The following is a 22655-nucleotide window of genomic DNA, read 5'->3' on the forward strand; positions in this document are numbered from 1 at the left end:
GCTCAGCCACCAAAGCCAGGCGGTCCTGCCTTCACCCAACCCTGGCGTTTGCGTTTCAGTAGCGGATCATCACCGACTTGAGTTCGGTGTAGTCATCGATGAACGCACTGCCAAACTCGCGCCCCACGCCCGAGGATTTGTTGCCTCCGAATGGCACCGCCGGGTCGAGCAACGTGTGCATGTTCACCCAGACGGTTCCGGCGTTGATGGCGGGTACCATGTGCAGCGCCTTGCCCAGGTCATTGGTCCAGAGGCTGGCGCTCAAGCCATAAGGCGTGTTGTTCATCAGCTCCAGCAGTTCGTCTTCGGTGTCGTAAGGGAAAAAAGTCGCAATCGGGCCGAAGGTTTCTTCGCAGAGCAATGTGTCAGTGACCGCGTTAGCGAGAATCACCGTCGGCTCGACATAGCAGCCCGGACGGTCGATCAGGTTGCCGCCGTGAATGATGGTGTTGTTTTCTGCTCGCGCCTTGGCGAAATACTCACCGATCTTGAGTTGATGCTGGCGATGGGTGACGGGGCCGAATTCGGTGCGCTCATCCAGGGGCGAGCCGATGTTGAGGGTGTTCAAGCGTTGCGCGAGTTTTTCCATCACCGGATCGATCTGCGACCGATGGACGAAGAACCGCTCGGCGGCGGCGCAGATTTGTCCGGAATGAAGGAACCCGGCCTCGATGATGCCGTTGACCGCCTTGTCCAGATCGACGTCACGGAGGAAACCCGCAGAGTTTTTTCCGCCAAGCTCCAGCGTGGCGCGGGTCAGGCCGGCGCCCATGGCACTCCGGCCGACAGCGATGCCGGTTGGCACCGATCCGGTAAACGAAACCTTGTCCGTGCCCGGATGCTCGACCAGGCCTTTGCCTACCAGACCGCCACCGGTCAGCACGTTCAACGCACCCGCAGGCAAGCCGGCTTCAATGGCCAGTTCGGCGATCCGCAGTAGGGTCAGCGGGGTGAATTCACTGGGTTTGATGATAATGCTGCACCCCGTCACCAATGCCGAGGCGAGTTTCCAAATGGCGATCATGGTCGAGAAATTCCACGGCACGATACCCACGACCACCCCAACCGGTTCACGCAGGGTGAAGGCGGTATAGCGTTCACTGGCGAACGATGGCAGTGACGGGGTGATGGTCTGGCCGCTGATCTTGCTGGCCCAGCCGGCGTAGTAGCGAAGGAAGTGTGCGGCCTGGTCGACTTCGAAGGCCCGGGAAATCTGGATGATCTTGCCCGATTGGCAGGTTTCGATCTGCGCCAGTTCTTCGCGGTGTTGTTCAAGCAGCTCGGCCAGTTTGAACAGCACATTGCCGCGTGTCGCCGGTGCGACCTGGCTCCACTGTTTGAAGCCACGGCGCGCTGACGCCACCGCCGCGTCGATATCGGCCGGGTCGGCGTCTACGACCTCGGCGATGACTTGGCCGGTCGCCGGGTTGATCACCTGCAGCGTTTTGTTGCTATGGCTTTGAACGTAGCCACCGTCGATAAACAGCGCGTGTTGTCGGCTGAGAAAAGCTTCGACCTGAGGCAGCAGTGGAATATCGCTCATGGGTTTTCCTGCTCTGAATAAAGAAAACTCCGAGGCTAATCCACCGGACAATCCCAGGCTTGACTGTGCCTGCCGGCTGCCATGATCGTGGCTGCCACATCTGTGAAAAGTACAATCTTGACTCTGGAACGTGCATTTTCTCCATGCAAGGCTCGCTCCATACTGGCCCTGCATCCGGCGCCCGGCCTCGTTTCTCAAGGTCCGCCGGACATCCAATAATAAGCAGGGCCATCCATGAAAAAGCCAAACCCGCTCCTTGAAGACCTCAAGTCCATCCTGCCGGTTATTGCGGCCAATGCCTTCCAGGCCGAGCGAGACCGCCAAGTCCCCGCCGAGAATATTGCCTTGCTCAAGGGCATCGGCCTGCATCGCGTGTTCCAGCCCAAAGCGTTCGGCGGCATGGAGTTGTCGCTGCCACAGTTTGCCGACTGCATCGCCTTGCTCGCCGGGGCCTGCGCCAGCACGGCCTGGGCCATGAGCCTGTTGTGCACCCACAGCCATCAATTGGCATTGTTCCCGGCCAAACTGCAGCAGGAAGTCTGGGGCATTGATCCGAATGCCACGGCGAGCAGCAGCATCGCGCCCTTTGGTCGTACCGAGGAAGTCGAGGGCGGTGTGCTGTTCAGCGGCGAGATGGGCTGGAGTAGCGGATGTGACCACGCTGAATGGGCGATTGTCGGTTTCCGTCGGCCGAATGCCGAGGGCACCCAGGATTACTGCTTTGCGGTACTGCCGCGCAGTGACTATCAGATCCGCGACGACTGGTTTGCCGCCGGCATGAAAGGCAGTGGCACCAAGACCCTGATCATCGACAAGGCCTGGGTGCCGGAGCACCGTATCCAAAAGGCCAAGGACATGATGGAGGGCAAGTCCGCAGGCTTCGGCCTGTATCCCGACAGCAAGGTGTTCTATTCACCGTATCGTCCTTATTTTGCCAGCGGCTTCTCCACCGTGAGCCTGGGCGTCGCCGAGCGGATGCTTGAGGTGTTCCGCGAAAAGACCAAGACGCGGGTGCGTGCCTACACCGGTGCGGCGGTCGGTGCGGCAACGCCGGCATTGATGCGCTTGGCCGAGTCGACTCACCAGGTCGCCGCCGCGCGCGCCTTTCTGGAAAAGACCTGGGCTGAGCATGCCGAGCACAGTGAGCAGCAACGCTACCCAAGCCGCGAAACCCTGGCGTTCTGGCGTACCAATCAAGCGTACGCCACCAAGATGTGTATCCAGGCGGTGGATCGCCTGTTCGAAGTCGCGGGCGGCAATGCCTGGTTCGAACACAACGAAATGCAGCGCTTGTTCCGCGATTCGCACATGACCGGCGCCCATGCCTACACCGACTACGACGTCTGTGCGCAAATCCTCGGCCGTGAGCTGATGGGTCTTGAGCCTGATCCAAGCCTGGCCTGAAGCGGTTCCTGATAACAACAATCAGGGCGGCGCTTCAAGCCGTCCGGGAGTCTTGCATGTCCGATAACAATGCCTGCGTCGCGATTGAGTCGACCTTCGACCCACGGGCCTTTCGTCGCGCCCTGGGCAACTTTGCCACGGGGGTGACCGTGGTCACCGCCGCCACGGCCTCCGGCCAAAAAGTGGGGGTCACCGCCAACAGCTTCAATTCGGTGTCTCTCGACCCGCCGCTGGTGCTGTGGAGCATCGACAAACGCTCCAACAGCCATGCGGTGTTCGAGCAGGCCAGCCACTTCGCGGTCAACGTGCTGGCGGCGGACCAGATTGACCTGTCGAACAATTTCGCCCGGCCCAAGGACGATCGCTTCGCGGAAATCGAGTATCAATCCGGGGAAGGCGGGGCGCCGGTGTTCGCCGACTGTGCGGCGCGGTTTCACTGCGAGAAATACCAGCAAGTGGACGGTGGCGATCACTGGATCATGATCGGCAAGGTGGTGGCTTTCGATGATTTCGGTCGAGCGCCGCTGCTCTATCATCAGGGCGCCTATTCCATGGTGCTGCCCCATACCCGCATGACCAAGCGTGACGACAGTCAACCGCCCAGCAGCCATTTCCAGGGGCGCTTGAGCCACAACCTGTATTACTTGATGACCCAGGCCGTGCGCGCCTACCAGTCCAGCTACCAGCCCCGCCAATTGTCCACCGGCCTGCGCACCAATGAGGCGCGGATGCTGATGGTGTTGGAGAACGACGCCAGGCTCAGCCCCAGCGACTTGTTGCGGGAAGTGGCCATGCCGGTGCGGGAAATCGAGGAAGCCGTGGCCAACCTCAAGCGCAAGGGATGGGTGAACGACGATGCCGAGGGTGTGCGCTTGACCGCTGCTGGTATCGAGCAGACCGAAGCCCTTTGGGCGATCGCGGGCGAACAGCAGGAAAGGGTGTTCGCCGAGTTCAGTGAAGCCCAGATCGAAACGTTCAAGACGGTCCTGAAGCAATTGATCCGTCACTGCTGATCGTAAAAAACCGAGGCCATTAAAGGCCTCGGTTTTTTTTCGTCACGAAATTCATCAGGGCCGGAACGATCAGATCCAGACAATGTTGTTCCAGCAAAAACATTAGAACGCTTCAGGAGCTGCGCGAGGCAGCTCCTGAGCGGATCAGAAGGGCACCGCCACGGTCAGTTGGCTGTAGAGGTTGGTGCCGTTGCCACCTACTTGGTTACCGCCGCTGTCCGAGTCCTTTTTCGGTTGGTAGATGCCTACCAGCGGGCTGATGATCAGGTGGCTGTTGACCGCCCATTCGGCGTACAGGTCCAGTTCCCGAGCGTCCAGGTTCAGCGCATCGCGCGTGCGCAGGGTGTTGAAGTCGAAGTACAGCGCGCCGACCGTCAGGTTCTCCAAGGGCGTCGCCTTGAGTCCCACGTGGTGGATGCCGGTGTTGCTGTTGAACGGGCCGGCGTAGTTGGAGGCCACCTCGCCTTGGAACCAAGTGCCGTAGCCGGTGCTGAGTCCGGTGAACAGCGGGTCCCATTTTTGCGAGTAGCGGGTGTAGCGGTAGGTCAGCTTCGGCGCCCAGGCAACGTCGGCAAAGGTGTAGCCGGCTTCGCCGTACCAGGCTTTTTCCGGTCCGGCGTCCTTGTCCTGCCAGGCGTATTCGAAGGCGAAGCTGGCATTCTCGATACCCGCGCTGCCTTCGCCGCGCAGGCTATACGTATCCAGACCCTCACGTTGTTTCTGGAAGTCGCTGGCCCACTGGTCGGTGACACCGATGCCATGGATCCACGTCAACCCCAGGGTCCCGGCGGCGGCTGTGTAATCCAGGGTGCCCGCCGCCAGCTCGGTTTCTGCCTGGGCACGGTTGTCGGATTTGAGCCACAGCATCGAACCATGCAGGCCGTCCTGGCCACCGAGGCGCAGTACGGCGGTGCGGTCGAAGGCGTGCCGCGCGGCGAGGTAGTAGGCGCCTCCGCGATTCAATGCGCCGTCGGCCGGGCCCTTGCCCAGGTTCGGGCCGTCGTCGTTGATCAGGAAGCCGCGGCCAAGCTTGACCACTTGGCGGCCGACGGAAAAATCCACGCCGTCCTTGCCCAGGGTCGGAAACAGGTCGGCCGAGCGCCAGCCCAGGTAGGCGTCTTCGATTTTTGTGGTGCGTTCCGAACCGTCGGTGTTGCCGGCGGCATCGCCATCGCCCCAGGTGCCGGAGCTGACCCAATTGAGTGCGCCATAGCCCGTGCCGTACCCGGCCAGGCCCTGATCGCCACTTATCCCATACTTGATGAACCCTTCGCGCCACGTTGAACCGCCGGGTGTGCCATCGTAGTTGTGGCGGCTGTTGAACATCCCGTAGACCGCCAGGAAATCGGCGTTGAGGTGGGCGTCCTCATCGGCATAAAGCTCATAGGCCCGGGCCGACGATTGGCCGAAAAGAAGCACGATGCCCAGGCCGACAGCCTTGGACAGCGAGTGGGTTTTCAATGTTTGCTCCATTGTCATATTCCCCAGCATGGATAGTTACGAGGGCGCATTAAGATGACCGGGAGCGGGGCAAGTCTTTCACCTGCGTGCCAAGTAATTGATCCTGCCAGCCAAGGCCTATGTATTGGCAGACAGCAACAAGAGCCACGGCAGACATGGGCAAGACGTCCAGCGTGTTCGAGGCGCACAGTGATTTTCGCTCGATGTCGTTTTGATCAGGGACTGGCTGGGGAGGGCGTCAACGCCAGCGCCTTGTACGGCTCGATGCATCCACTCAGAAATCCGCTTTCGAGGATCCGAACCATGTCGATCAATGACCGGCTCACGCAGCACTTGAAACGAGGCAGCGTCGGCTTTCCGACCGCGCTGGCCAGCACCATCGGCCTGATCATGGCCAGCCCGGTGATTCTCACCGCGACCATGGGCTTCGGTATCGGCGGCAGCGCCTTCGCGGTCGCCATGCTGATCGCGGTGGTCATGATGCTGGCCCAAGCCACCACGTTCGCCGAGGCCGCTGCGATCTTGCCGACCACCGGCTCGGTCTATGACTACATCAATTGCGGCATGGGTCGTTTTTTTGCCATCACCGGCACGTTGTCGGCGTACCTGATCGTGCATGTGTTTGCCGGTACCGCTGAAACCATCCTGTCCGGGGTCATGGCCCTGGTGAACTTCGAGCACCTCAATACCCTGGCGGAATCGGCTGGCGGCTCCTGGTTGCTTGGGGTCGGGTTCGTCGTGGTGTTCGGCGTCCTCAATGCGTTCGGTGTCAGCGCCTTCGGCAGGGCCGAAATCATCCTGACGTTCGGCATGTGGACCACTTTGATGGTGTTCGCCGTGCTGGGTCTGATTGCGGCTCCAGCGGTGCAATTGGAAGGCTGGTTCGGCGTGTCGCTGGTGGGCACCGACCTGATCACCATCCTGTCGCTGGTGGGCATGGCCATGTTCATGTTCGTCGGCTGCGAGTTCGTCACGCCGTTGGCGCCGGACCTGCGCAATTCGGCCAAGGTCATGCCCAAGGCGATGATCCTCGGTTTGTTGAGCGTGGCCACCTGCATGTTCATCTATGGCGCCGCGATGAAGCGCCAGGTCGAAAACGTGTTGCTCGACGCCACCTCCGGCGTGCACCTGCTCGACACCCCGATGGCGATTCCGCGGTTTGCCGAGCAGGTCATGGGAGAGATCGGCCCGCTCTGGCTGGGCATCGGCTTTCTGTTTGCCGGCGCCGCGACCATCAATACGCTGATGGCCGGTGTACCGCGGATTTTGTACGGTATGGCGGTGGATGGTGCGTTACCCAAGGTCTTCACCTATCTGCACCCACGCTTCAAGACACCGTTGCTGTGCATCCTGGTGGCGATGGCGATTCCGTGCCTCTACGCGCTGTGGTTGGGCGGTAACACCGACAACATCATGCACTTGGTGTTGGCGGCCGTGTGCGCCTGGAGTTTCTCCTACCTGTTGGTGACGCTGTCGGTGGTGATCCTGCGGATTCGTCGTCCTGATCTGCCTCGGGCCTATCGCTCGCCGTTCTTCCCGTTGCCGCAGATTCTGTCCAGCGTCGGCATCCTGCTGGGCATGTGGTTCATCACCCCACCGGGCATGAACCCTGCCGATATCTATGTGCCGTTTGGCGTGATGCTCGGCATTACCGCCAGCTACGCGCTGTTCTGGACGTTGGTGGTGCAGAAGGTCAATCCATTCAAGCCAGCGTCGGTAGAAGACGTGTTGGCACAGGAGTTTTCCCATGAGCCGGGCAACCCTCACAACGGGCATTTCGAGCATGCTGCAAAAGCTGTCTGAGCTGTTCAGTGCCAGGCGCGCACCGGCCGGTTACCGACCCGGGGTCACGCTTGAGTACCTGCGACGCAACCTTGGCCTGGCGAGCCTTGTGTCGACCGGGCCGGCCAGTGCGACGTTCAGATGGGATGCTGTCGACCTTCAGGTGGCCATTGTCGAGCGCACTGAAGCGCAATTATTGATGCACCTGGTCATGACGGAGTTCATGATCCAGTTGCCCGCTTCAACGCAGGGCAGCGCACGCTTCGACCTGCACCACCGCGGTTCGATCCGGCGCACCGGACTGGCGTGTCGACAACGCGCGGGTGAAACCGCCCTGGGGGCCAGGCTTGAAGCCGCGCTGGTGAATGACCCAGCATTGCATCAAGCGCTGATGGCGCTGGATTTCAAGCACCTGCGTATCGAGTTGGACGGCCAGCAATGGCGCGTTCGGTTGGAGCACATGGGCGGCAGCGAGGTGGTCAATCGCATGCCGGCGTTTCGGCGTTACATCGCCCTGAGCCCGGCCCAGCGGGAGGGCTTGTTCACGGTGCTGGCCGGCATGCAGCGGGTGCTGAGCGGGTTGTGATCAACTGGCATCATTACTGCTTCCACAGTCGGGATCACGTCCTTGTTGCGCCTATATAGATAACATGTTAACTATTGGCCAACAAAAACAAGAAGCCACTGTGGAGTTGCCATGAGCACCTATCAATCTGCGCACCATGGATTGGAAACCTGGACTCGGGATTTGCGAGCGGCCTGCGGCCATTTCGACACGGAACTGGCGTTTAACCGCTCACTGTTCATCGGTGAGGTGTCCAAGCTCGAGCAGGGTGGCCTGTCACTCGCCAACCTGCGCACCAATGCCGGGCTGATCAAGCGCGAACGACCCAATGCCGACCACGACATGGACCAGCACTGTTTCCTTGTCAGCCAACGCAGTGGCTATTGTCAGATCACCCAGAACGGCCAAATGGTACAGCTCGCCCCCGGCGACATGCTGCTGATGGATTCCACGGGCTCGATCGAGATCAGCCCGTTCGGACTGATCGAACATGCGTCCCTGTCACTCTCACGCAACGAAGTGTGCAAGCAATTGGGCGGTGCCTCGAAAACCTTCGGCAAGATCTCTTCGAGCAAGGCCTGTGGTCGGATGCTCCACGTGTTGATGGACCAGCTGTGCAGGGAAGGGCTTGGCGGCCAGGATTCGGATCAGGAGGCGCAGGCCCTGCAAGCGGCGTTCATCTCCTTGCTCGGTTCAGCCTTTGAGATGCAAGACGCGCCCGCTGAAAGCGCCGCGTCCTTGCAGGGCAGCAACCTGCGCAGCTATGTACAGAAAGTCATCGACGAGTCGCTGACCCAGCCAGGATTGAGTCCCGTAGGCCTGGCCAGCCGCTTGAACATTTCCGTTCGGCATCTGTACCGTTTATTCGAAGAGCAGGACGACAGCGTTTGTCGCTACATCCAGCGTGCGCGGCTCAAGCGCAGCGCGGATGACCTGACCAACCCGTTCCTCAAGAGCGAGTCGATCACCTCGATCGCCTACAAGTGGGGTTTCACCGATTCGGCCCATTTCAGCCGCTCGTTCAAGAAGCAATTCGAGCTGTCGCCCAAGGACTTTCGTTCTACCCATCTGCAACAGGCGATGGGGGCGGCGTAGGTATTCATTGGCCCATGAAACCGCTCAGCCTCTCGGCCAGCAACATTTGCGCAGTCGCGGTCGAGCACTTTGCCGATCACGGGTACGACGCCTCGTCGCTCAACGAAATCGCGGTCCGGGCGGGCATGCGCAAGGCGTCGTTGTATGCGCACTTCGACAGCAAGGACGCGTTGTTCCTGACGGTTTTCGGGATCGCCCTGGACCATGAGCATCGTTATATCGAGCGCTGCTTCAAGGATGAGGCCGGCCACACGGGTGTGCCGGGGCACCTGCATCTTGAGCGGCTGAGCGGACGCTATGAGACATCGGCACACCTGCGCTTTCTGCTGCGCACGGCGTACTTTCCGCCGACGGATATTCGCAGCGTCATTACCACGGGATTCGAGGGTTACCTGGCGCGCATTCGCCATGACTTCCAGTGCGCGGCGCAAGCTCGGTATACAACAACACGCGCCGAGGCCCTTGAGGTGTATTGCGATGCCTACCTGGGCATTGTCGACAGCCTGCATGTGGAGTTGATCTATTCGACGCCGCAGGGCTACGTCAAACGGCTTGCAGCGTTGACGCGGGTGTTGGGTGACTCGCTGGCGATGCTTGAAGGGGATGCAACTGATACGCCTTGCGCCCACATAATTACTTCACCTCAGGCAACGTCGACCCGCCGTCCACAATGATGGTCTGCCCGGTGATGTAGGCCGCCAGGTCCGATGCCAGGAATAGCATGGCCCCTGCGATATCTTCCGGAGCTCCGAGTCGTCCCAGTGGCACACGTCGGGCGATATCGGCATTGACCTGATCATCGCCCAGATTGTCCATGGCCGGCGTGGCAATCATCCCCGGTTCCACACCGTTGACCCGAATCCGGTCGCCAGCCAGCTCCAACGCCGCACTGCGGATGAAGCCGTTGACTCCGGCCTTTGACGCGGCGTAGTGGCTGAGCCCTGGATAGGCGACCCGAGGCCCGGTGACCGAAGACGTGACCAGCACACAGCCGCCACCTTGGCGCTGGAACATCGGCAGGGCCGCCTGGGTCAACCAGAACAGGGCCGAGAGATTGACCGCGAACGTGCGGTCGAGCAGGGCGGGGGTGATCTGCTCGAAGGCCGTCAACGGAAAATACCCGGCGTTGTGCACCAGGATATCCAGGCGCCCCCAATTTCGCTCGATGCCCTTGACCCCGTCGAACACCGCAGCCGCATCGGCCAGATCGAGTTCGATGGCGTTCACCTGACACCCGCGCGCGCCCAATTCGTCGGCCAATGCCTGGGCTTGCGCCAGGCGCAGGTCAACAATCATCACGCGCGCGCCACGCCATGCGAACGCTTCGACGATGGCCCGCCCGATACCTTGCGCGCCGCCGGTGACCAGCACGGTTTTCCCAGTGAAATCGAAGTCATCGCGCATCGATGTTCTCCATGTGGGCGTAGGCCAGGGTTGGCACATCGACGATGCTCGAACCGCCGTCGGCTACCAGGCTCGCACCGGTGATAATCGAGGCGTCGGGGCTGGCCAGGAAGCGGCATACCTTGGCGATTTCTTCGGCGCTGGCGGGACGGCGCAACGGTACGTCGGCGCACACACGGGCATAAGCTTGCTGCAGCGTATCGCCGTGGAAGCTCATCAAGGGTTGCATTTCCTCGTCGGCCATCGGCGTGGTGACCCAGCCCGGGCACACCGCATTTACCCGCACGCCACGCGGCCCGTAATCCCGCGCCAGAGAGCGGTTGAGACCGAGCAGTGCATGCTTGGCGGTGGTGTAGCCGCACACTTCAGGCCCGGCGGCCAGCGAGGCGATGGAGCCCAGCAGCACGATGCATCCAGCACTTTCGATCAGCAGTGGCAGGCAGGCACGAGCGCTGTAGAACGCGCTGTCCAGATTGCTGCGCAACGCCGCTTCCCAGGTGGATGGGCTGGTTTGGCTGGCGCTGCCCACGCCATGCCCGCCGGCACAGGCGAACAGCACATCGAGTCGGCCAAAACGCGTGCGAATCTGGGCAACGAAGTTTTCCCAGGTCTGCGGGCAAGCCGCATCGCCGACCAGCACCAGGCCACCGGTTGTCTCGGCGACCTGCTCCAGTGGCTCGCGACGCCGGCCGATCAGCACCAGGTTGGCACCTTCCGCGGCGTACAGCCGGGCGCAGGCGGCACCGATGCCCGTGCCGGCACCGGTGATGACCACGGTACGTGGATCAGGCATCGGGATACTCCGTGCGATTGAGGACCTGGCAGTAGGAACTGACCGGAAAGTTCGACAGCTCATCGAAGGACGAACCGGCATAGCCGAAGATCTTGCCGTCGCTGCGGTGTTGCTGCAGATCGATCAGTACCAGGCCGAGGGTCGGGATGATCTTTTCGCGCCAGACGAACAGGTACAGCTGGTCGGCAATCTTGTAGTAGTGGCAGCGATCGGTGTCGCAAAGGCCTTGTTCGACACCCTTGAGGCACTGCCAGGCATAGAATTGATCGTTCAGGTAGATGTGCTCGTAGACTTCGCTGGGGCTGTAGCGATACAGGTTGCGCAACCCGGTCAGTTCCTGGGTCGGCGCATGGGGGCAATGGTCGGCTTGCCAGGGTTGATTCAAGCTGCCGTGGAGGAATTGCACCTCAACCGAGGTCAGGTCCTTGCCGGCCAGGGCGCGGCTGTAGAGGCCTTGCTCGGTTTGTTCGCGACTCGGCATGCTGCCGATCACCGCGGTGAACGACGACGTGCCGGTGTCCAGCACCAGGCTGATCGACCAGGCTTGCCCGGCTTCATGCTTGATGAAGTCCACCAGGTACAGGCCCGGACGCACCGACGTGGCGCGGTACGCGGCCGAACCGCTGGAGTGGCCGTCGGCGGCGTTCCAGTGCAGCGTGGCGGTTTCAAAACGATGCTCGATCTGCCAGCCGTTGGAGAAGTACAGGGTGAAGGTCTTGCCGTTGAGGTCGGCCAGGTTGGGCAGGATAAACGCTTCTGGGGCGAAACCATCGGCGAGGGCGCCGACGGTGATCCAGTCGGATTGTGTGGTCATTGCATGGCTCCGGTGGGTTGAATGGACAACCCGGAGCATGCGGCCGCGGACGGAGCTCGCCTATCAACCAAATGGTTGAGCGGGCTTAAAGAAACAGCGCGGCCACCAGCTCGGTGCGGCTGCTGACGCCTGCCTTGCGGAACAGATGAATCAGGTGGGTCTTGATCGTGGGCAGGCCGACACCCAGCTCAACGGCCAGTTGCTTGTTGCTCGCGCCCTGGCGCAGCAACCAGGCGATCTGGCGCTCCTTGGGAGTGAGTCCGGCCAACCCGTCGTCAGCGGGCTGCATGTTGGCGACTGCCATTTGCAACAGTGCCTGCAAGGCATTCAGCTGCGCCAGTTGGTCCAGGGTGAAGGCCCCTTGGTCAGCGGTGCGCAGCAACGAAATGGCCGCCTGGGGCTGGTCGGCGCGATGAGCGACAATCTCCACCACATCGACCACGCCGTAGCGCTGCAGGAAGTCTCGGTAGCGGCGACTATCACGCAGCGGCTGCCGCGCCATCGCCAACCCCAGCGGCACCACGGCCAGCCCCGTCGAGAGGCAATTGCGCGGCTGCAACGGGTCGAATTGGCGGTAGTTGTCCAGGTAATCGCGGTGCATCTCGCCGCTCATGCCGTGCAGCCTGAAGTCGCGGGCTTGCAGCTGGCGGTCGACACAATAAAACGCTGCCTGGCTGGCGGGCACGAGTTGGGTGAAAGCCTGCAGGCAGCGGCCGGCGACTTCCTGTGCGGGGATGGCGTGCATGGTCGGTTACCTGCGCCGGGAAAACGCTGCCGGTGTAAACCGGCAGCCAGGAGCGATCAGACTACCGCAAAATAGTGCTTCACGAAGCTGTCGCTGACCACCTCCCACAGCACCGGCGTGCCTTTGCTCACGAACCAGCTGTCGCCTGCCTTGTAGCGGGTACTTTGGCCGGTGCTTTCGTCGGTCAGCACCACTTCGCCGGTGACCACCGTGGCTTGTTCGGCGAATGGGTAGACCATGCGAAACCTGCCCTGGGTAGTGCCGAAATAGGCACTGCTGACGGGGTCGGTCGGGGCGCCGAAGGTCATCTTGCCGAAGGCCTTGACCTCGCCTTCGAGGATCTCCGAGCCCAGGTCGGCAACCGTGCCCCAGGCGTCGAGCTCGGATAGTTGGATGTCTTTCTTGAGTGGGGTAACGGGCATGGCAGTTCTCCAGTGAATGAAACAGTCAGGGCTCAACGGCGACCGTTGAAATAGCCCGAGAGTTGATGAAGGCTTTTGCCGGCGGTGAGCAGCAGTGGGCGGATATGGTCCTTGCCGAGGATCTGCGCATGCTTGACCGAGCTGATCAGGTCGTAGCGCGAAGAACCTTCGCTCATGCCTTCGGCCAACACCTTGCAGATGATGTGGCTGGGCGTGACTCCGAAACCGGCATAGCCCTGTACGTAAAAAGCGTTGGGGCGGCCACTCAGTGTGCCGATCTGCGGGAACAGGTTGGCCCCGGTCGCCATGGGCCCGCCCCAGGCCAGATCGATCTTCACGTCCTTGAGGTACGGGAAGATCTTCAGCATCAGGTTGCGGTTCCAAGCCTTGAGGTCCAGCGGGATGTGCTCGACAAACGGCGTGGCGGCCCCGAACAGCAGGCGGTTTTCGTTGGTGACGCGGTAGTAGTCGATCACCGGCCGGATATCGCTGTAGGCGCCGCGTATCGGGCTGATGCGGTTGATCAGCTCGTCCGACAGCGGTTCGGTCATCAACTGGAAGGCGTAGGTGTTGACGGTGGTCTTGTGCAATTCCGGTTCAAGCTTGTTGAGGAAACTGTCGCAAGCCCAGAGCAGCTTGGCGGCCTTGACCGAGCCGCGGCCGGTACGCACGGTGATGCGCTCGCCGTAACTCACTTCCAGGGCCGGGCTGTGCTCGAAGATGCGCACACCATGGCCGGCCAGCGCCTTGGCTTCGCCCAGCAGCAGGTTGAGTGAGTGCACGTGCCCGCCACCCATGTGCAGCAATGCGCTGCTGTAGGCGTCGGAGCCGATGATCTGCTTGACCTCGGACCCCGCCATGAAGCGGATTTCGTCCTTGGTGTTGATCGACTTGAAGTCCTTTTCCCAGGCACGCAAGGTTTTTTCCTGGCGAGCATTGAAGCCCATGTACCCATAGCCGTGGCAGAAGTCGGCATCAATGGAATATTTGGCGATGCGGTCCTTGATGATGCCGGCGCCCAGCTCGCTGATTTCGAAGATCTGGCGTAGACCGTCGTCGCCGACTTGCTGCTTGATCTTCTCTAGGTCATGGCCGATTCCCGCCATGATCTGCCCGCCGTTGCGCCCGGTACCGCCAAAACCCAGGTAGCGCGCTTCGAGCACCACGATGTTGGTGATACCTTTTTCAGCGAGTTCCAGCGCGGTGTTGATGCCGGAGAAACCGCCACCAATCACCACCACGTCAGCTTCCACGTCCTGTTCGAGGGTCGGGAAGCTGAGGTTGTATTTCTTGGTCGCTGAATAGTAGGTAGGCGTTTCGATATTGATCATGGCGCAGCCTGGAAAAGTGAAGGGTGATCACTGCAGAGCCGATAAGAAGCTCTGTGCCTGTTGGGTGCTATTAAGTGCCTTCCGAGCGGTAGGTGTCTTGATTATGTATGCCGCTGTCCTTGACCGTGGCTGCCAAGGTCGCTCGTGAATCCGGCCTGGCGCTAACGCTGAACACGAGGGGCCGCGGCCAATGCTAGAATGTCGTTAATCTGTTAACTAATACGACGCCGACCCTCATGCCCAAATTGCGCCCATCCTTGACCCTCAGCTTGCTCCATGCGCGTGAAGCCGCCATGGGATTTTTTCGTCCTTCGCTCAATCAGCACGGGTTGACCGAGCAGCAGTGGCGGGTCATTCGTATCCTGAGCCAACATGAAGAACTGGAGATCAATCGCCTGGCGGAGCTTGCTTGCATCCTCAAGCCGAGCATGACCGGCGTACTGGCGCGCATGGAGGCGGCGGGAATGGTGGAGCGGCGCAAGGCGCACCAGGACCAGCGGCGCGTGCTGGTGCGGCTGGCCGAGAAGGGGAAGGACTGTTTTGCCTCGATGAGCCAAAGCATGGAGGCCAATTATCAGCGCTTGCAGGCGGGCTTTGGCGAGGAGAAGTTGCAGACGCTTCTGGCCTTGCTCAATGAGCTAAAGACCCTCAAGCGCTGAGTCGATTAGCTGACGCTCCGCGGTCCAACTGTGGGAGCGAGCCTGCTCGCGAAGAGGGCGTTTCAGTGCGTACATTTGCCAGCTGACACACCGCATTCGCGAGCAGGCTCGCTCCCACATTTTGATCTCTGTACATCAGCGAGCACCGCAACAGCGGTCAGTAGATAGCACCGGCCGTACTTGCAGGCGCCGCTGAATCCTTGAACGCCGCCGCCAGGCTTTGCAACCCGCGCATCAGCACCGTGGTGTCCACGCCGACCGCGACGAACGCCGCACCCAGCTCGATGTAGCGCCTGGCCAAGGCCTGGTCGGCGCTGAGAATGCCGGCGGCCTTGCCGGCTTTGCGGATGCGGGCGATGGCGTCTTCGATTGCCGCCTGCACTTCAGGATGGCCCGGATTGCCGCGATGGCCCATCGAGGCGCTGAGATCCGCCGGCCCGATGAACACCCCGTCGACGCCTTCTACGGCCGCGATGGCATCCAGGTTGGCCAAGCCTTCACGGTTCTCGATTTGCACCAGCAAGCAAATCTGCTCATCGGCATGGTCGAGGTAGCCGGCGATGCTGTTCCAACGCGACGCGCGTGCCAGCGCGCTGCCGACGCCACGCACGCCCTTGGGTGGGTAGTGGACGGCTTTGACCAGTTCTTGCGCCTGGGCGGCGCTCTCGACCATGGGGATCAACAACGTCTGCGCGCCAATATCGAGCACTTGCTTGATTAGCGCCGTGTCGCCGATGACCGGGCGAATCACCGGTTGGCTCGGGTAGGGCGCCACGGCCTGGAGCTGGCCGAGCATGCCACGCAGATCGTTGGGTGCGTGTTCGCCGTCGATCAGCAGCCAATCGAATCCGGCGTTGGCGGCCAGTTCCGCGCAGTAGGCATCGGCCAGTCCCAGCCAGAGGCCGATCTGGGCCTCACCGCTGCGCAGGCGCTGTTTGAAGGTGTTCACAGGCATATCCATCGAGCGGTCCTCCGCTTACACAAAACGACAGGCAATCGAGCCCAGCATGTCGTAGTCGACATGGAAGGTATCGCCGGGGTTGGCCGCCACGGGGCGGGTAAACGAGCCGCCCAGGATGATTTGCCCAGGCTGCAGGGTGACGTCGTAGGCGGCCAGCTTGTTGGCGAGCCAGGCCACGCCTTTGGCCGGGTGATTGAGCACGGCGGCGGAGACGCCGGACTCTTCGATCACGCCGTTGCGGTAAAGCACGGCCGGCACCTTGCGCAGGTCGACCTCGGTAGGGCGCACGGCGCGCCCGCCCATGACCACGCCGGCATTGGCGGCGTTGTCGGAAATGGTGTCGAACACCTTGCGCGTCGCCTTGGTCTGCGGGTCGATCTGCTGGATCCGCGCATCGATGATCTCCAGCGCCGGGATCACCCATTCGGTGGCGTCCAGCACATCGAACACCGTCACGTTCGGGCCTTTCAACGGTTTGCCCAGGATGAACGCCAACTCGACTTCCACCCGCGGCACGATAAAGCGCTCGAAGGGGATATCGGTGCCTTCATCGAAGAACATGTCGTCGAGCAGCGCGCCGTAATCGGGCTCGGTGATATTCGAGGACACCTGCATGGCGCGCGAGGTCAGGCCGATCTTGTGCCCGACCAGCTTGCGTCCGTCCTTGATTTTCTGAGCGACCCACGCACGCTGGATGGCGTAGGCGTCATCGAGGGTCATCGCCGGATGCTCTAGGGAAAACTGGCGCACCTGTTCCCGTGAGCGTTCGGCCTGGTCGAGGCGCGCGGCGGCTTGCTGGATAAGCAGTTGATCGAGCATGACAAGATTCTCTTAGTGAGGATTGACGATGGCGGCCTGGGTGCGCAGCACCAGCACGCCACCGAGTGCAATAAGCAAGGCCAGGGCGTAGAGGGCCAGGCTGGCGCTGTGGGTGGTATCGCGCACCCAGCCGATCAGGTAGGGCGCGAAGAACGAAGCGATGCTGCCAAACGAACTGATCAAGGCAATGCCGGCGGCTTGGGTGCTGTTGGACAGGAACGCTGGCGGCAACTGCCAGAACATCGGCAACGCGGCACTGGCGCCCATGCCCGCGACAATCAAACCGCCGAGTACCAAGGCCGGGTTGGCGGGGGCGAGCCCGGCGATGGCGATGCCGCCAGCCGCCATCAGCAACGGCACACACAGGTGCCAGCGGCGTTCGCGGTGTCGATCGGATGAACGTCCGCAGCCGATCATGAAAAAGCACCCGGCCAGGTACGGCAGCGCACTGAGCAGGCCGACTTTGCCGTCGCTCCCGACCCCGGCGCCGTGGATCAGTGTCGGCATCCAGAACGCCAGGGTGTTGACCGCCAGCATCACCGCGAAATACACCGCCACCAGCAACCACACTTGCGGGTTGTTGAGAATCGCGGAGAACGAAGTGATGGATTTGCGCTGTTCTTCGGTGTGCAGTTGCTCGCGCAGTTGTTGCTTTTGCGCAGGCGTCAGCCAAGTGACGGTCTCGAAGCTGTCTGGCAGGCATTTCAGTACCACCAGCCCAAGGAGGATGACCGGCGTGCCCTCGATGACGAACATCCATTGCCAGCCACGCAGGCCGCCCAAGTCATGAAAATGCTCAAGGATGCCGCCCGAGAGCGGCCCGCCGATCACTCCGGCCATGGGCACCGCGATTGCAAACAGGGCGGTGACTTGTGCACGCCGGCCGGCCGGGTACCAACGGTTCAGGAACACCAGGATGCCCGGAAAGAAACCTGCCTCGGCCATCCCGAGCAAGAAGCGCAGCAGATAGAAGCCCATCGCGCTGTCGATCAGGAACATGCACGTCGACAACGCGCCCCACACCACCATCAGCGCTGCGATCCAGCGTCGCGGGCCGACACGGTCCAGGGCCATGTTGCTCGGCACGCCGAACAACGCGTACGCGACGAAGAACAGGCCGGCGCCGAAGCCATAGACGGTGTCGCTGAAATTGAGGTCGGCGCTCATCTGCATCTTGGCGAAGCCGATGTTGATGCGGTCGAGGTGAGCGAACAGGTAACAGATCAACAACAGCGGCATCAGCCGCCAGGTGATGGTGCCGTGGGTGCGGTCGTGGGCAATGCTGGCAAGGGTGTTGGCGGTATTGGCTGTGCTCATGGTTTTATACTTTTTGTCTGAGGGGCCGATTGAACGAACGGGCAGGGCGCGTCAGCCCACCTGTGCCTTGAGGAAGGCGTGCACGTTGTTTTGCTTGAAGTTGAGCTGCTCGTGCAGTTCGATCATTTCAAATGACAAGGCCAGCAGGCGTTGGGCCTGCAGGTCGGCGAAGTGCCCGGTGATCACGTCGAATAGTTTTTCGGCGACTTTCTGCCGTGTCGCCAGGTCGCGGCCATGGCCGACCTTCAGGGTCATGTGCACGAAGGCGTAGTCATGTTTGCCATCGGCCATGCGCCAGGTATCCAGGCGTACGCCGCGGCTGCGGATGCCTCCCAGCGGGAACACGCCACTGTCGCCCAAGGTGGCGTGGACCTTTTCAAACAGGCCGGGCAGGTCCGCCTGCTGTTCGATGTTGTCGGTGTACTCAGCGATAAAGTGGGGCATGGGGCCTCCTGCGTCGGCAGTTTGAGCCGCAAGCTTCGAGCGGCAAGTTGATGGGCGCTTGTGGTTGGTGGCTAGACAGGGAAGATGGCGTTGATCTGCCCGGTGCCCGAGCTGCCGAAAGGCGCAGTGATGATTTCCGCCGGCTTGGTGTAGTCCGGCCCGCCGAGCAAACCCAGGAGCATCGCGGTGTCATGCATCTTGCCTTCGCCAAAACAGTGCTCGGCGTAGTCGGGGAGCATGGCGCAGAACTCTTTCCAGCGACCTTGGCGCCACAGCTCCACGACGTGAAGGTCGACCTGTTTGTCGAATTCACGCGTCCAGTTATGGATGTTGGCTTCGGCATTGCGGTCGTCGGAGAAACGATGCGAGAGTGAACCCGAGGCCAATACCACGACTTTGCGGTCGCTTTTTTCGATGGCACGGCGCACCGCTGCACCGAAGGTGAAGCTGTCCTGCAGGCGATGCCAGGCACACCAGGCGGCAATCGACACCACTTTGAATTTTTGATCTTCCGGCACGCCCATGTGCATATAGCGCATCGGCACCAGGGTGCCGTATTCCAACTCCAGGCTGGGGATGTTGTGGGCCAGGGTGCGCACGTCGGCGGCGTTGGCTTCGGCGGCGATCAGCTCGCCCAGCTCCGGGCAGCCAGGGTATTCGTACTCCATATTCTTGATGAAGTGCGGCAGCTCGTTGCTGGTGTAGGTGCCCTTGAAGTGCTCGCCGCTGTTGACGTGATAGGCGCTGTTGACCAACCAGTGCACATCGAACACCACAGCGGTGTCGGCGCCCAGTTCGCGCGCGCGGCGGCCGATTTCCTTGTGGCCGGCGATCGCCGCTTCACGGCAGCCGTGGTGTTTGCCCGGCAGCTCCGACAGATACATCGATGGAACGTGGCAGATTTTCGCAGCCAGGACGACTTCGCCCATGATGATTCTCCTGAAAAATTGTTCTTGTTGGATCTCGGGACGGCGGGTGAATCAGGTCTTGCTGGTGCTGGGGCTTTTGTGGCGAGGGGATTTATCCCCGTTGGGGCGCGAAGCGGCCCCCTCGGTAGGCCTGGCACACCGATTTCTCAAATATTGGGGCTGCTGCGCAGCCCAGCGGGGATAAATCCCCTCGCCACAAGGTTGATCACCAGACTTTTCTAGGTCACACCCCCCACCGCGGTATGTGATGACTGCCCATCGAGATGCACACGTTCTTGATCTCGGCGAACACCTCGAAGCTGTACTGGCCGCCTTCACGGCCCGTGCCTGAGCCCTTCACTCCGCCGAACGGCTGGCGCAGGTCACGCACGTTCTGACTGTTGATGAACACCATGCCGGCTTCGATGCCATGGGCCAGACGATGCGCCTTGCCGATGTCCTGGGTCCAGATGTAGGACGCCAACCCGTATTCGGTGTCGTTGGCCAGTTGCAGGGCTTCGGCTTCGTCCTTGAACGGAATCAGGCAAACCACCGGGCCGAAGATTTCTTCCTGGGCGATGCGCATCCGGTTGTTCACATCGGCGAACACCGTTGGCTGGATAAACTGGCCTTTGCTCAGGTGCGCCGGCAAGTTGGCAGGGCGCTCCAGGCCGCCGGCGAGGAGGGTGGCACCTTCTTCCAGGCCTATCCTGATGTAGCCGGTGACCTTGTCGTAGTGGGCCTGGGTGATCATCGAGCCGACCTGGGTCTTCGGGTCTTGCGGGTCGCCGACAATCAAGCGTTTGGCGCGCGCGGCGAACTCGGCGACGAACTGCGGGTAGACGCTCTCTTGAATAAAGATCCGGCTGCCAGCGGTGCAGCGTTCGCCGTTGAGCGAGAAAATCGTGAACAGCGCGGCGTCAAGGGCGCGCTCCAGATCGGCATCCTCGAAGATCAGCACCGGGGACTTGCCGCCCAGTTCCATGGAGTACTTTTTCAGGCCGGCGGTCTGCATGATCTTCTTGCCGGTGGCGGTGCCGCCGGTGAAGGAAATCGCACGAACATCGGGGTGGCGCACCAACGCATCGCCCGCTGTGGCGCCGTAGCCCTGGATGACATTCAACACGCCATTGGGGATGCCGGCTTCGACGGCCAGGCGCCCCAGCTCGTTGGCAGTCAGTGGCGACAGCTCGGACATCTTCAGAACGGCGGTATTGCCCAGGGCCAGGCACGGCGCGGTCTTCCAGGTCGCAGTCATGAACGGCACGTTCCACGGCGAGACCAGTGCGCAGACACCCACGGGTTGGTACAGCGTGTAATTGAGCATCTGGTCATCGACCGGATAGCTGTGCCCATCCATGCGCGTGCAGACTTCGGCGAAGAAATCGAAGTTGTGCGAGGCGCGTGGAATCAATACGTTTTTGGTCTGGTGGATCGGCAGGCCAGTGTCGAGGGTTTCCAGTTCGGCCAGGCGCGGCACGTTCTGTTCGATCAGCTCACCGAGCTTGCGCATCAAGCGTGCACGTTCTTTCGCCGGTGTGCCGGCCCACTTCGGAAAGGCCTCCTTGGCCGCCGCCACGGCTTGCGCCACTTCTTCTGCACCACCGCTGGCGACTTCGCCGATCGCCTCACCGGTGGCCGGGTTGTAGTTGACGAACACGTCTTTGCTTTCGACCTCACGGCCGTTGATCCAGTGTTTGATCATGCTGCTCAAGCCTCTTTACGGGCGCTGAAAAACGCCGCTTCGCTGACAATTCGATTGACCAGGCGACCCACGCCTTCGACTTCCACCACCACTTCATCACCGGGCACGACATCGGCCAGTCCTTCGGGCGTGCCGGTGGCGATCATGTCGCCGGGCTGCAACGTCATGAAGCTGGACAGGTATTCGATCAGGTAGGGGATGTCGAAAATCATGTCCTTGGTGCTGCCTTCCTGGCGCAGTTCACCGTTGATCCAGGTGCGCAGTGTCAGGTTGCTGGGGTCCGGCACATCGGCCACGTCGACGATCCATGGGCCGACCGGCGTGGTGGCGTCGCGGTTTTTCACCCGCAGATTTGGGCGGTAGTAGTTTTCCAGGTAGTCACGAATGGCGTAGTCGTTGCACACCGTGTAGCCGGCGAGGTAATCCAAGGCGTCTTCGCGCTTGACGTTGCGTGCCGGCTTGCCGATGACGGCCACCAGTTCGCACTCGTAGTGCATGTAGGCGACGTTATCCGGGCGCCAGGTCACCTGGTTATGGCCGGTGTAGGTCCCCGGGGATTTGATGAAGGCCAGCGGCTCGGTCGGTGGCTTGAACGCCAGTTCAGCGGCGTGGTCGGCGTAGTTCAGGCCCAAGGCGAACATACTGCCGATGGCTGGTGGCAGCCATTGCACCTGATCCTCGGCCAGCAGTCGGCCATCGGCCAGGCGTACAGCGTTGTTGTCTTCGACATGGGCGAGGTGGACTTCGCCTTCAAACTGGATACGGGCGTGTTTCATGGAGGCTCCTGTTACTCGGCCACGACGTGGTTGGCGAGGCGGCCCAGACCGCTGATTTCAACTTCCAGCATGTCGCCCGGCTGCACATCGACGCGACCTTCCGGGGTGCCGGTGATCAGTACATCGCCGGCATGCAGCGTCATGAATTCGCTGATCTCAGCGATCAGCAACGGAATGGTGCGCACGAAGTTGGCGGTAGTGTTCTGCTGGCGAATCTGGCCGTTGACGTACAGCGTGATCGCCAGGCTGTGCGGATCCTTGAGCTGTGCCGTGGGGATCAGCTCGGGCCCGATGGCACAGAAACCATCACGGCATTTGGCTTTGACGGCAGGGCGGTAGTAGCTGTCTTCCGGCAGGCTGAATTCGTTGACGATGGTGTAGCCGGCCACGTAATCGAGTGCTTCGGCCGCGCTCACACGGCTGGCACTTTTCCCCATCACCACACCCAAGGCCGGCCCCGCTTGCAAGCGTTCGCCCTGGCCCGGATGCACCACGTCGGCGCCGTGCTGATTGCGCGTGTTGGGCGTCTTGATGAACAGCACCGGTTTGACGGGCGGTTTCTGATACGGCGGCTGTTCGAATTCGGCGAGGCGCTGCTTCAACAAACCCTGGAAGTTCAACGCGACCCCGAAAAGGGTGCCGGTCGCAACGTCATGCAAGGCACGGCTCATGCTTTCTCCTGGCAGAGCCATGG

23 protein-coding genes are annotated in these 22655 nt (G+C 61.5%); 7 read left to right on the forward strand and 16 right to left on the reverse strand.

Annotated features, from left to right (window positions below; genetic code table 11):
* Positions 1–55: 55 nt before the first annotated feature.
* Positions 56–1543: an aldehyde dehydrogenase family protein gene (locus FHK92_RS00200; protein ID WP_181286238.1), complete on the reverse strand. Its 1488-nt coding sequence runs from the start codon at positions 1541–1543 to the stop codon at positions 56–58.
* Positions 1544–1777: 234 nt separating this feature from the next.
* Between FHK92_RS00200 and FHK92_RS00205 the strand changes: the two genes are divergently transcribed.
* Together FHK92_RS00205 and FHK92_RS00210 are read left to right on the forward strand one after the other, a co-directional pair.
* Positions 1778–2947, forward strand: a complete 1170-nt coding sequence (locus FHK92_RS00205) for a p-hydroxyphenylacetate 3-hydroxylase oxygenase component (protein ID WP_181286239.1) — start codon at positions 1778–1780, stop codon at positions 2945–2947.
* Positions 2948–3003: 56 nt separating this feature from the next.
* The gene (locus FHK92_RS00210) at positions 3004–3960 is read left to right on the forward strand and encodes a p-hydroxyphenylacetate 3-hydroxylase reductase component (RefSeq protein WP_181286240.1); all 957 of its coding nucleotides are present in this window, start codon (positions 3004–3006) and stop codon (positions 3958–3960) included.
* 144 nt (positions 3961–4104) lie between these two features.
* Here FHK92_RS00210 and FHK92_RS00215 read toward each other — a convergent pair whose 3' ends face one another.
* Positions 4105–5433, reverse strand: a complete 1329-nt coding sequence (locus FHK92_RS00215) for a hypothetical protein (protein ID WP_181286241.1) — start codon at positions 5431–5433, stop codon at positions 4105–4107.
* A 291-nt stretch (positions 5434–5724) separates the two neighbouring features.
* On the opposite strand from FHK92_RS00215, the gene FHK92_RS00220 reads away from it, so the two are divergent.
* From FHK92_RS00220 to FHK92_RS00235, 4 genes are all read left to right on the forward strand, one after another.
* On the forward strand, positions 5725–7224 hold the full coding sequence (locus tag FHK92_RS00220) for an APC family permease (protein WP_181286242.1): 1500 nt from the start codon (positions 5725–5727) through the stop codon (positions 7222–7224).
* Positions 7205–7789, forward strand: a complete 585-nt coding sequence (locus FHK92_RS00225) for a DUF3156 family protein (protein ID WP_181286474.1) — start codon at positions 7205–7207, stop codon at positions 7787–7789. Before FHK92_RS00220 ends, FHK92_RS00225 begins: the two co-directional genes overlap by 20 nt.
* A 111-nt stretch (positions 7790–7900) precedes the next feature.
* On the forward strand, positions 7901–8863 hold the full coding sequence (gene feaR, locus FHK92_RS00230) for a transcriptional regulator FeaR (protein ID WP_181286243.1): 963 nt from the start codon (positions 7901–7903) through the stop codon (positions 8861–8863).
* A 14-nt stretch (positions 8864–8877) separates the two neighbouring features.
* A complete protein-coding gene (locus tag FHK92_RS00235; protein WP_181286244.1) occupies positions 8878–9537 on the forward strand; it encodes a TetR/AcrR family transcriptional regulator in 660 nt (219 codons plus the stop codon).
* Here the strand turns inward: FHK92_RS00235 and FHK92_RS00240 are convergent.
* The 6 genes from FHK92_RS00240 to FHK92_RS00265 form a co-directional block, all read right to left on the reverse strand.
* Positions 9497–10267 carry an SDR family oxidoreductase gene (locus FHK92_RS00240; RefSeq protein WP_181286245.1) on the reverse strand — a complete coding sequence of 257 codons (771 nt, stop codon included), beginning with the start codon at positions 10265–10267 and terminating at the stop codon, positions 9497–9499. The two genes, FHK92_RS00235 and FHK92_RS00240, sit on opposite strands and share 41 nt — an antisense overlap.
* Positions 10257–11060, reverse strand: a complete 804-nt coding sequence (locus FHK92_RS00245) for an SDR family NAD(P)-dependent oxidoreductase (protein WP_181286246.1) — start codon at positions 11058–11060, stop codon at positions 10257–10259. The genes FHK92_RS00240 and FHK92_RS00245 overlap by 11 nt, the downstream gene beginning before the upstream one ends.
* Positions 11053–11874 (reverse strand): molybdenum cofactor biosynthesis F family protein, encoded by an 822-nt coding sequence (locus FHK92_RS00250; protein ID WP_181286247.1) that lies wholly within the window; start codon positions 11872–11874, stop codon positions 11053–11055. Before FHK92_RS00250 ends, FHK92_RS00245 begins: the two co-directional genes overlap by 8 nt.
* A gap of 85 nt (positions 11875–11959) precedes the next feature.
* Positions 11960–12619 (reverse strand): response regulator transcription factor, encoded by a 660-nt coding sequence (locus FHK92_RS00255; protein WP_181286248.1) that lies wholly within the window; start codon positions 12617–12619, stop codon positions 11960–11962.
* 56 nt (positions 12620–12675) lie between these two features.
* Positions 12676–13041, reverse strand: a complete 366-nt coding sequence (locus FHK92_RS00260; protein WP_181286249.1) for a cupin domain-containing protein — start codon at positions 13039–13041, stop codon at positions 12676–12678.
* 32 nt (positions 13042–13073) lie between these two features.
* The gene (locus tag FHK92_RS00265; protein ID WP_181286250.1) at positions 13074–14372 is read right to left on the reverse strand and encodes an NAD(P)/FAD-dependent oxidoreductase; all 1299 of its coding nucleotides are present in this window, start codon (positions 14370–14372) and stop codon (positions 13074–13076) included.
* Between the two features lie 236 nt (positions 14373–14608).
* Here FHK92_RS00265 and hpaR point away from each other — a divergent pair, with 236 nt between their 5' ends.
* Positions 14609–15031 carry a homoprotocatechuate degradation operon regulator HpaR gene (hpaR, locus tag FHK92_RS00270; protein ID WP_181286251.1) on the forward strand — a complete coding sequence of 141 codons (423 nt, stop codon included), beginning with the start codon at positions 14609–14611 and terminating at the stop codon, positions 15029–15031.
* Positions 15032–15188: 157 nt separating this feature from the next.
* On the opposite strand, the gene hpaI is transcribed toward hpaR, so the two are convergent.
* The 8 genes from hpaI to FHK92_RS00310 form a co-directional block, all read right to left on the reverse strand.
* The gene (hpaI, locus tag FHK92_RS00275) at positions 15189–15992 is read right to left on the reverse strand and encodes a 4-hydroxy-2-oxoheptanedioate aldolase (protein WP_181286252.1); all 804 of its coding nucleotides are present in this window, start codon (positions 15990–15992) and stop codon (positions 15189–15191) included.
* Positions 15993–16007: 15 nt separating this feature from the next.
* Positions 16008–16811: a 2-oxo-hept-4-ene-1,7-dioate hydratase gene (hpaH, locus tag FHK92_RS00280; protein WP_181286253.1), complete on the reverse strand. Its 804-nt coding sequence runs from the start codon at positions 16809–16811 to the stop codon at positions 16008–16010.
* 12 nt (positions 16812–16823) lie between these two features.
* Complete coding sequence (locus FHK92_RS00285; protein WP_181286254.1) at positions 16824–18128, reverse strand: MFS transporter; 1305 nt, start codon at positions 18126–18128, stop codon at positions 16824–16826.
* 51 nt (positions 18129–18179) lie between these two features.
* On the reverse strand, positions 18180–18572 hold the full coding sequence (locus FHK92_RS00290) for a 5-carboxymethyl-2-hydroxymuconate Delta-isomerase (protein WP_181286255.1): 393 nt from the start codon (positions 18570–18572) through the stop codon (positions 18180–18182).
* A gap of 71 nt (positions 18573–18643) precedes the next feature.
* The gene (hpaD, locus tag FHK92_RS00295; RefSeq protein WP_181286256.1) at positions 18644–19501 is read right to left on the reverse strand and encodes a 3,4-dihydroxyphenylacetate 2,3-dioxygenase; all 858 of its coding nucleotides are present in this window, start codon (positions 19499–19501) and stop codon (positions 18644–18646) included.
* Positions 19502–19724: 223 nt separating this feature from the next.
* The gene (gene hpaE, locus FHK92_RS00300; protein WP_181286257.1) at positions 19725–21185 is read right to left on the reverse strand and encodes a 5-carboxymethyl-2-hydroxymuconate semialdehyde dehydrogenase; all 1461 of its coding nucleotides are present in this window, start codon (positions 21183–21185) and stop codon (positions 19725–19727) included.
* Between the two features lie 5 nt (positions 21186–21190).
* The gene (locus FHK92_RS00305; RefSeq protein ID WP_181286258.1) at positions 21191–21961 is read right to left on the reverse strand and encodes a fumarylacetoacetate hydrolase family protein; all 771 of its coding nucleotides are present in this window, start codon (positions 21959–21961) and stop codon (positions 21191–21193) included.
* An 11-nt stretch (positions 21962–21972) separates the two neighbouring features.
* Positions 21973–22632, reverse strand: a complete 660-nt coding sequence (locus FHK92_RS00310; protein ID WP_181286259.1) for a fumarylacetoacetate hydrolase family protein — start codon at positions 22630–22632, stop codon at positions 21973–21975.
* Positions 22633–22655 lie beyond the last annotated feature (23 nt).

This window comes from Pseudomonas brassicacearum subsp. neoaurantiaca, from assembly GCF_013608025.1.
In the GTDB taxonomy this organism is placed as follows: Bacteria; Pseudomonadota; Gammaproteobacteria; order Pseudomonadales; family Pseudomonadaceae; genus Aquipseudomonas.

What these genes read in the sequence shown, in the direction of transcription:
- FHK92_RS00310 (WP_181286259.1), bottom strand. Translation starts at nt 22,632, where the DNA reads ATGAGCCGTGCCTTGCATGACGTTGCGACCGGCACCCTTTTCGGGGTC.
- FHK92_RS00250 (WP_181286247.1), bottom strand. Translation starts at nt 11,874, where the DNA reads ATGACCACACAATCCGACTGGATCACCGTCGGCGCCCTCGCCGATGGT.
- FHK92_RS00290 (WP_181286255.1), bottom strand. Translation starts at nt 18,572, where the DNA reads ATGCCCCACTTTATCGCTGAGTACACCGACAACATCGAACAGCAGGCG.
- feaR (WP_181286243.1), top strand. Translation starts at nt 7,901, where the DNA reads ATGAGCACCTATCAATCTGCGCACCATGGATTGGAAACCTGGACTCGG.
- FHK92_RS00285 (WP_181286254.1), bottom strand. Translation starts at nt 18,128, where the DNA reads ATGAGCACAGCCAATACCGCCAACACCCTTGCCAGCATTGCCCACGAC.
- FHK92_RS00260 (WP_181286249.1), bottom strand. Translation starts at nt 13,041, where the DNA reads ATGCCCGTTACCCCACTCAAGAAAGACATCCAACTATCCGAGCTCGAC.
- FHK92_RS00210 (WP_181286240.1), top strand. Translation starts at nt 3,004, where the DNA reads ATGTCCGATAACAATGCCTGCGTCGCGATTGAGTCGACCTTCGACCCA.
- FHK92_RS00235 (WP_181286244.1), top strand. Translation starts at nt 8,878, where the DNA reads ATGAAACCGCTCAGCCTCTCGGCCAGCAACATTTGCGCAGTCGCGGTC.
- hpaI (WP_181286252.1), bottom strand. Translation starts at nt 15,992, where the DNA reads ATGGATATGCCTGTGAACACCTTCAAACAGCGCCTGCGCAGCGGTGAG.
- hpaR (WP_181286251.1), top strand. Translation starts at nt 14,609, where the DNA reads ATGCCCAAATTGCGCCCATCCTTGACCCTCAGCTTGCTCCATGCGCGT.
- hpaD (WP_181286256.1), bottom strand. Translation starts at nt 19,501, where the DNA reads ATGGGCGAAGTCGTCCTGGCTGCGAAAATCTGCCACGTTCCATCGATG.
- FHK92_RS00200 (WP_181286238.1), bottom strand. Translation starts at nt 1,543, where the DNA reads ATGAGCGATATTCCACTGCTGCCTCAGGTCGAAGCTTTTCTCAGCCGA.
- FHK92_RS00220 (WP_181286242.1), top strand. Translation starts at nt 5,725, where the DNA reads ATGTCGATCAATGACCGGCTCACGCAGCACTTGAAACGAGGCAGCGTC.
- FHK92_RS00255 (WP_181286248.1), bottom strand. Translation starts at nt 12,619, where the DNA reads ATGCACGCCATCCCCGCACAGGAAGTCGCCGGCCGCTGCCTGCAGGCT.
- FHK92_RS00205 (WP_181286239.1), top strand. Translation starts at nt 1,778, where the DNA reads ATGAAAAAGCCAAACCCGCTCCTTGAAGACCTCAAGTCCATCCTGCCG.
- FHK92_RS00265 (WP_181286250.1), bottom strand. Translation starts at nt 14,372, where the DNA reads ATGATCAATATCGAAACGCCTACCTACTATTCAGCGACCAAGAAATAC.
- hpaH (WP_181286253.1), bottom strand. Translation starts at nt 16,811, where the DNA reads ATGCTCGATCAACTGCTTATCCAGCAAGCCGCCGCGCGCCTCGACCAG.
- hpaE (WP_181286257.1), bottom strand. Translation starts at nt 21,185, where the DNA reads ATGATCAAACACTGGATCAACGGCCGTGAGGTCGAAAGCAAAGACGTG.
- FHK92_RS00215 (WP_181286241.1), bottom strand. Translation starts at nt 5,433, where the DNA reads ATGGAGCAAACATTGAAAACCCACTCGCTGTCCAAGGCTGTCGGCCTG.
- FHK92_RS00305 (WP_181286258.1), bottom strand. Translation starts at nt 21,961, where the DNA reads ATGAAACACGCCCGTATCCAGTTTGAAGGCGAAGTCCACCTCGCCCAT.
- FHK92_RS00225 (WP_181286474.1), top strand. Translation starts at nt 7,205, where the DNA reads ATGCTGCAAAAGCTGTCTGAGCTGTTCAGTGCCAGGCGCGCACCGGCC.
- FHK92_RS00240 (WP_181286245.1), bottom strand. Translation starts at nt 10,267, where the DNA reads ATGCGCGATGACTTCGATTTCACTGGGAAAACCGTGCTGGTCACCGGC.
- FHK92_RS00245 (WP_181286246.1), bottom strand. Translation starts at nt 11,060, where the DNA reads ATGCCTGATCCACGTACCGTGGTCATCACCGGTGCCGGCACGGGCATC.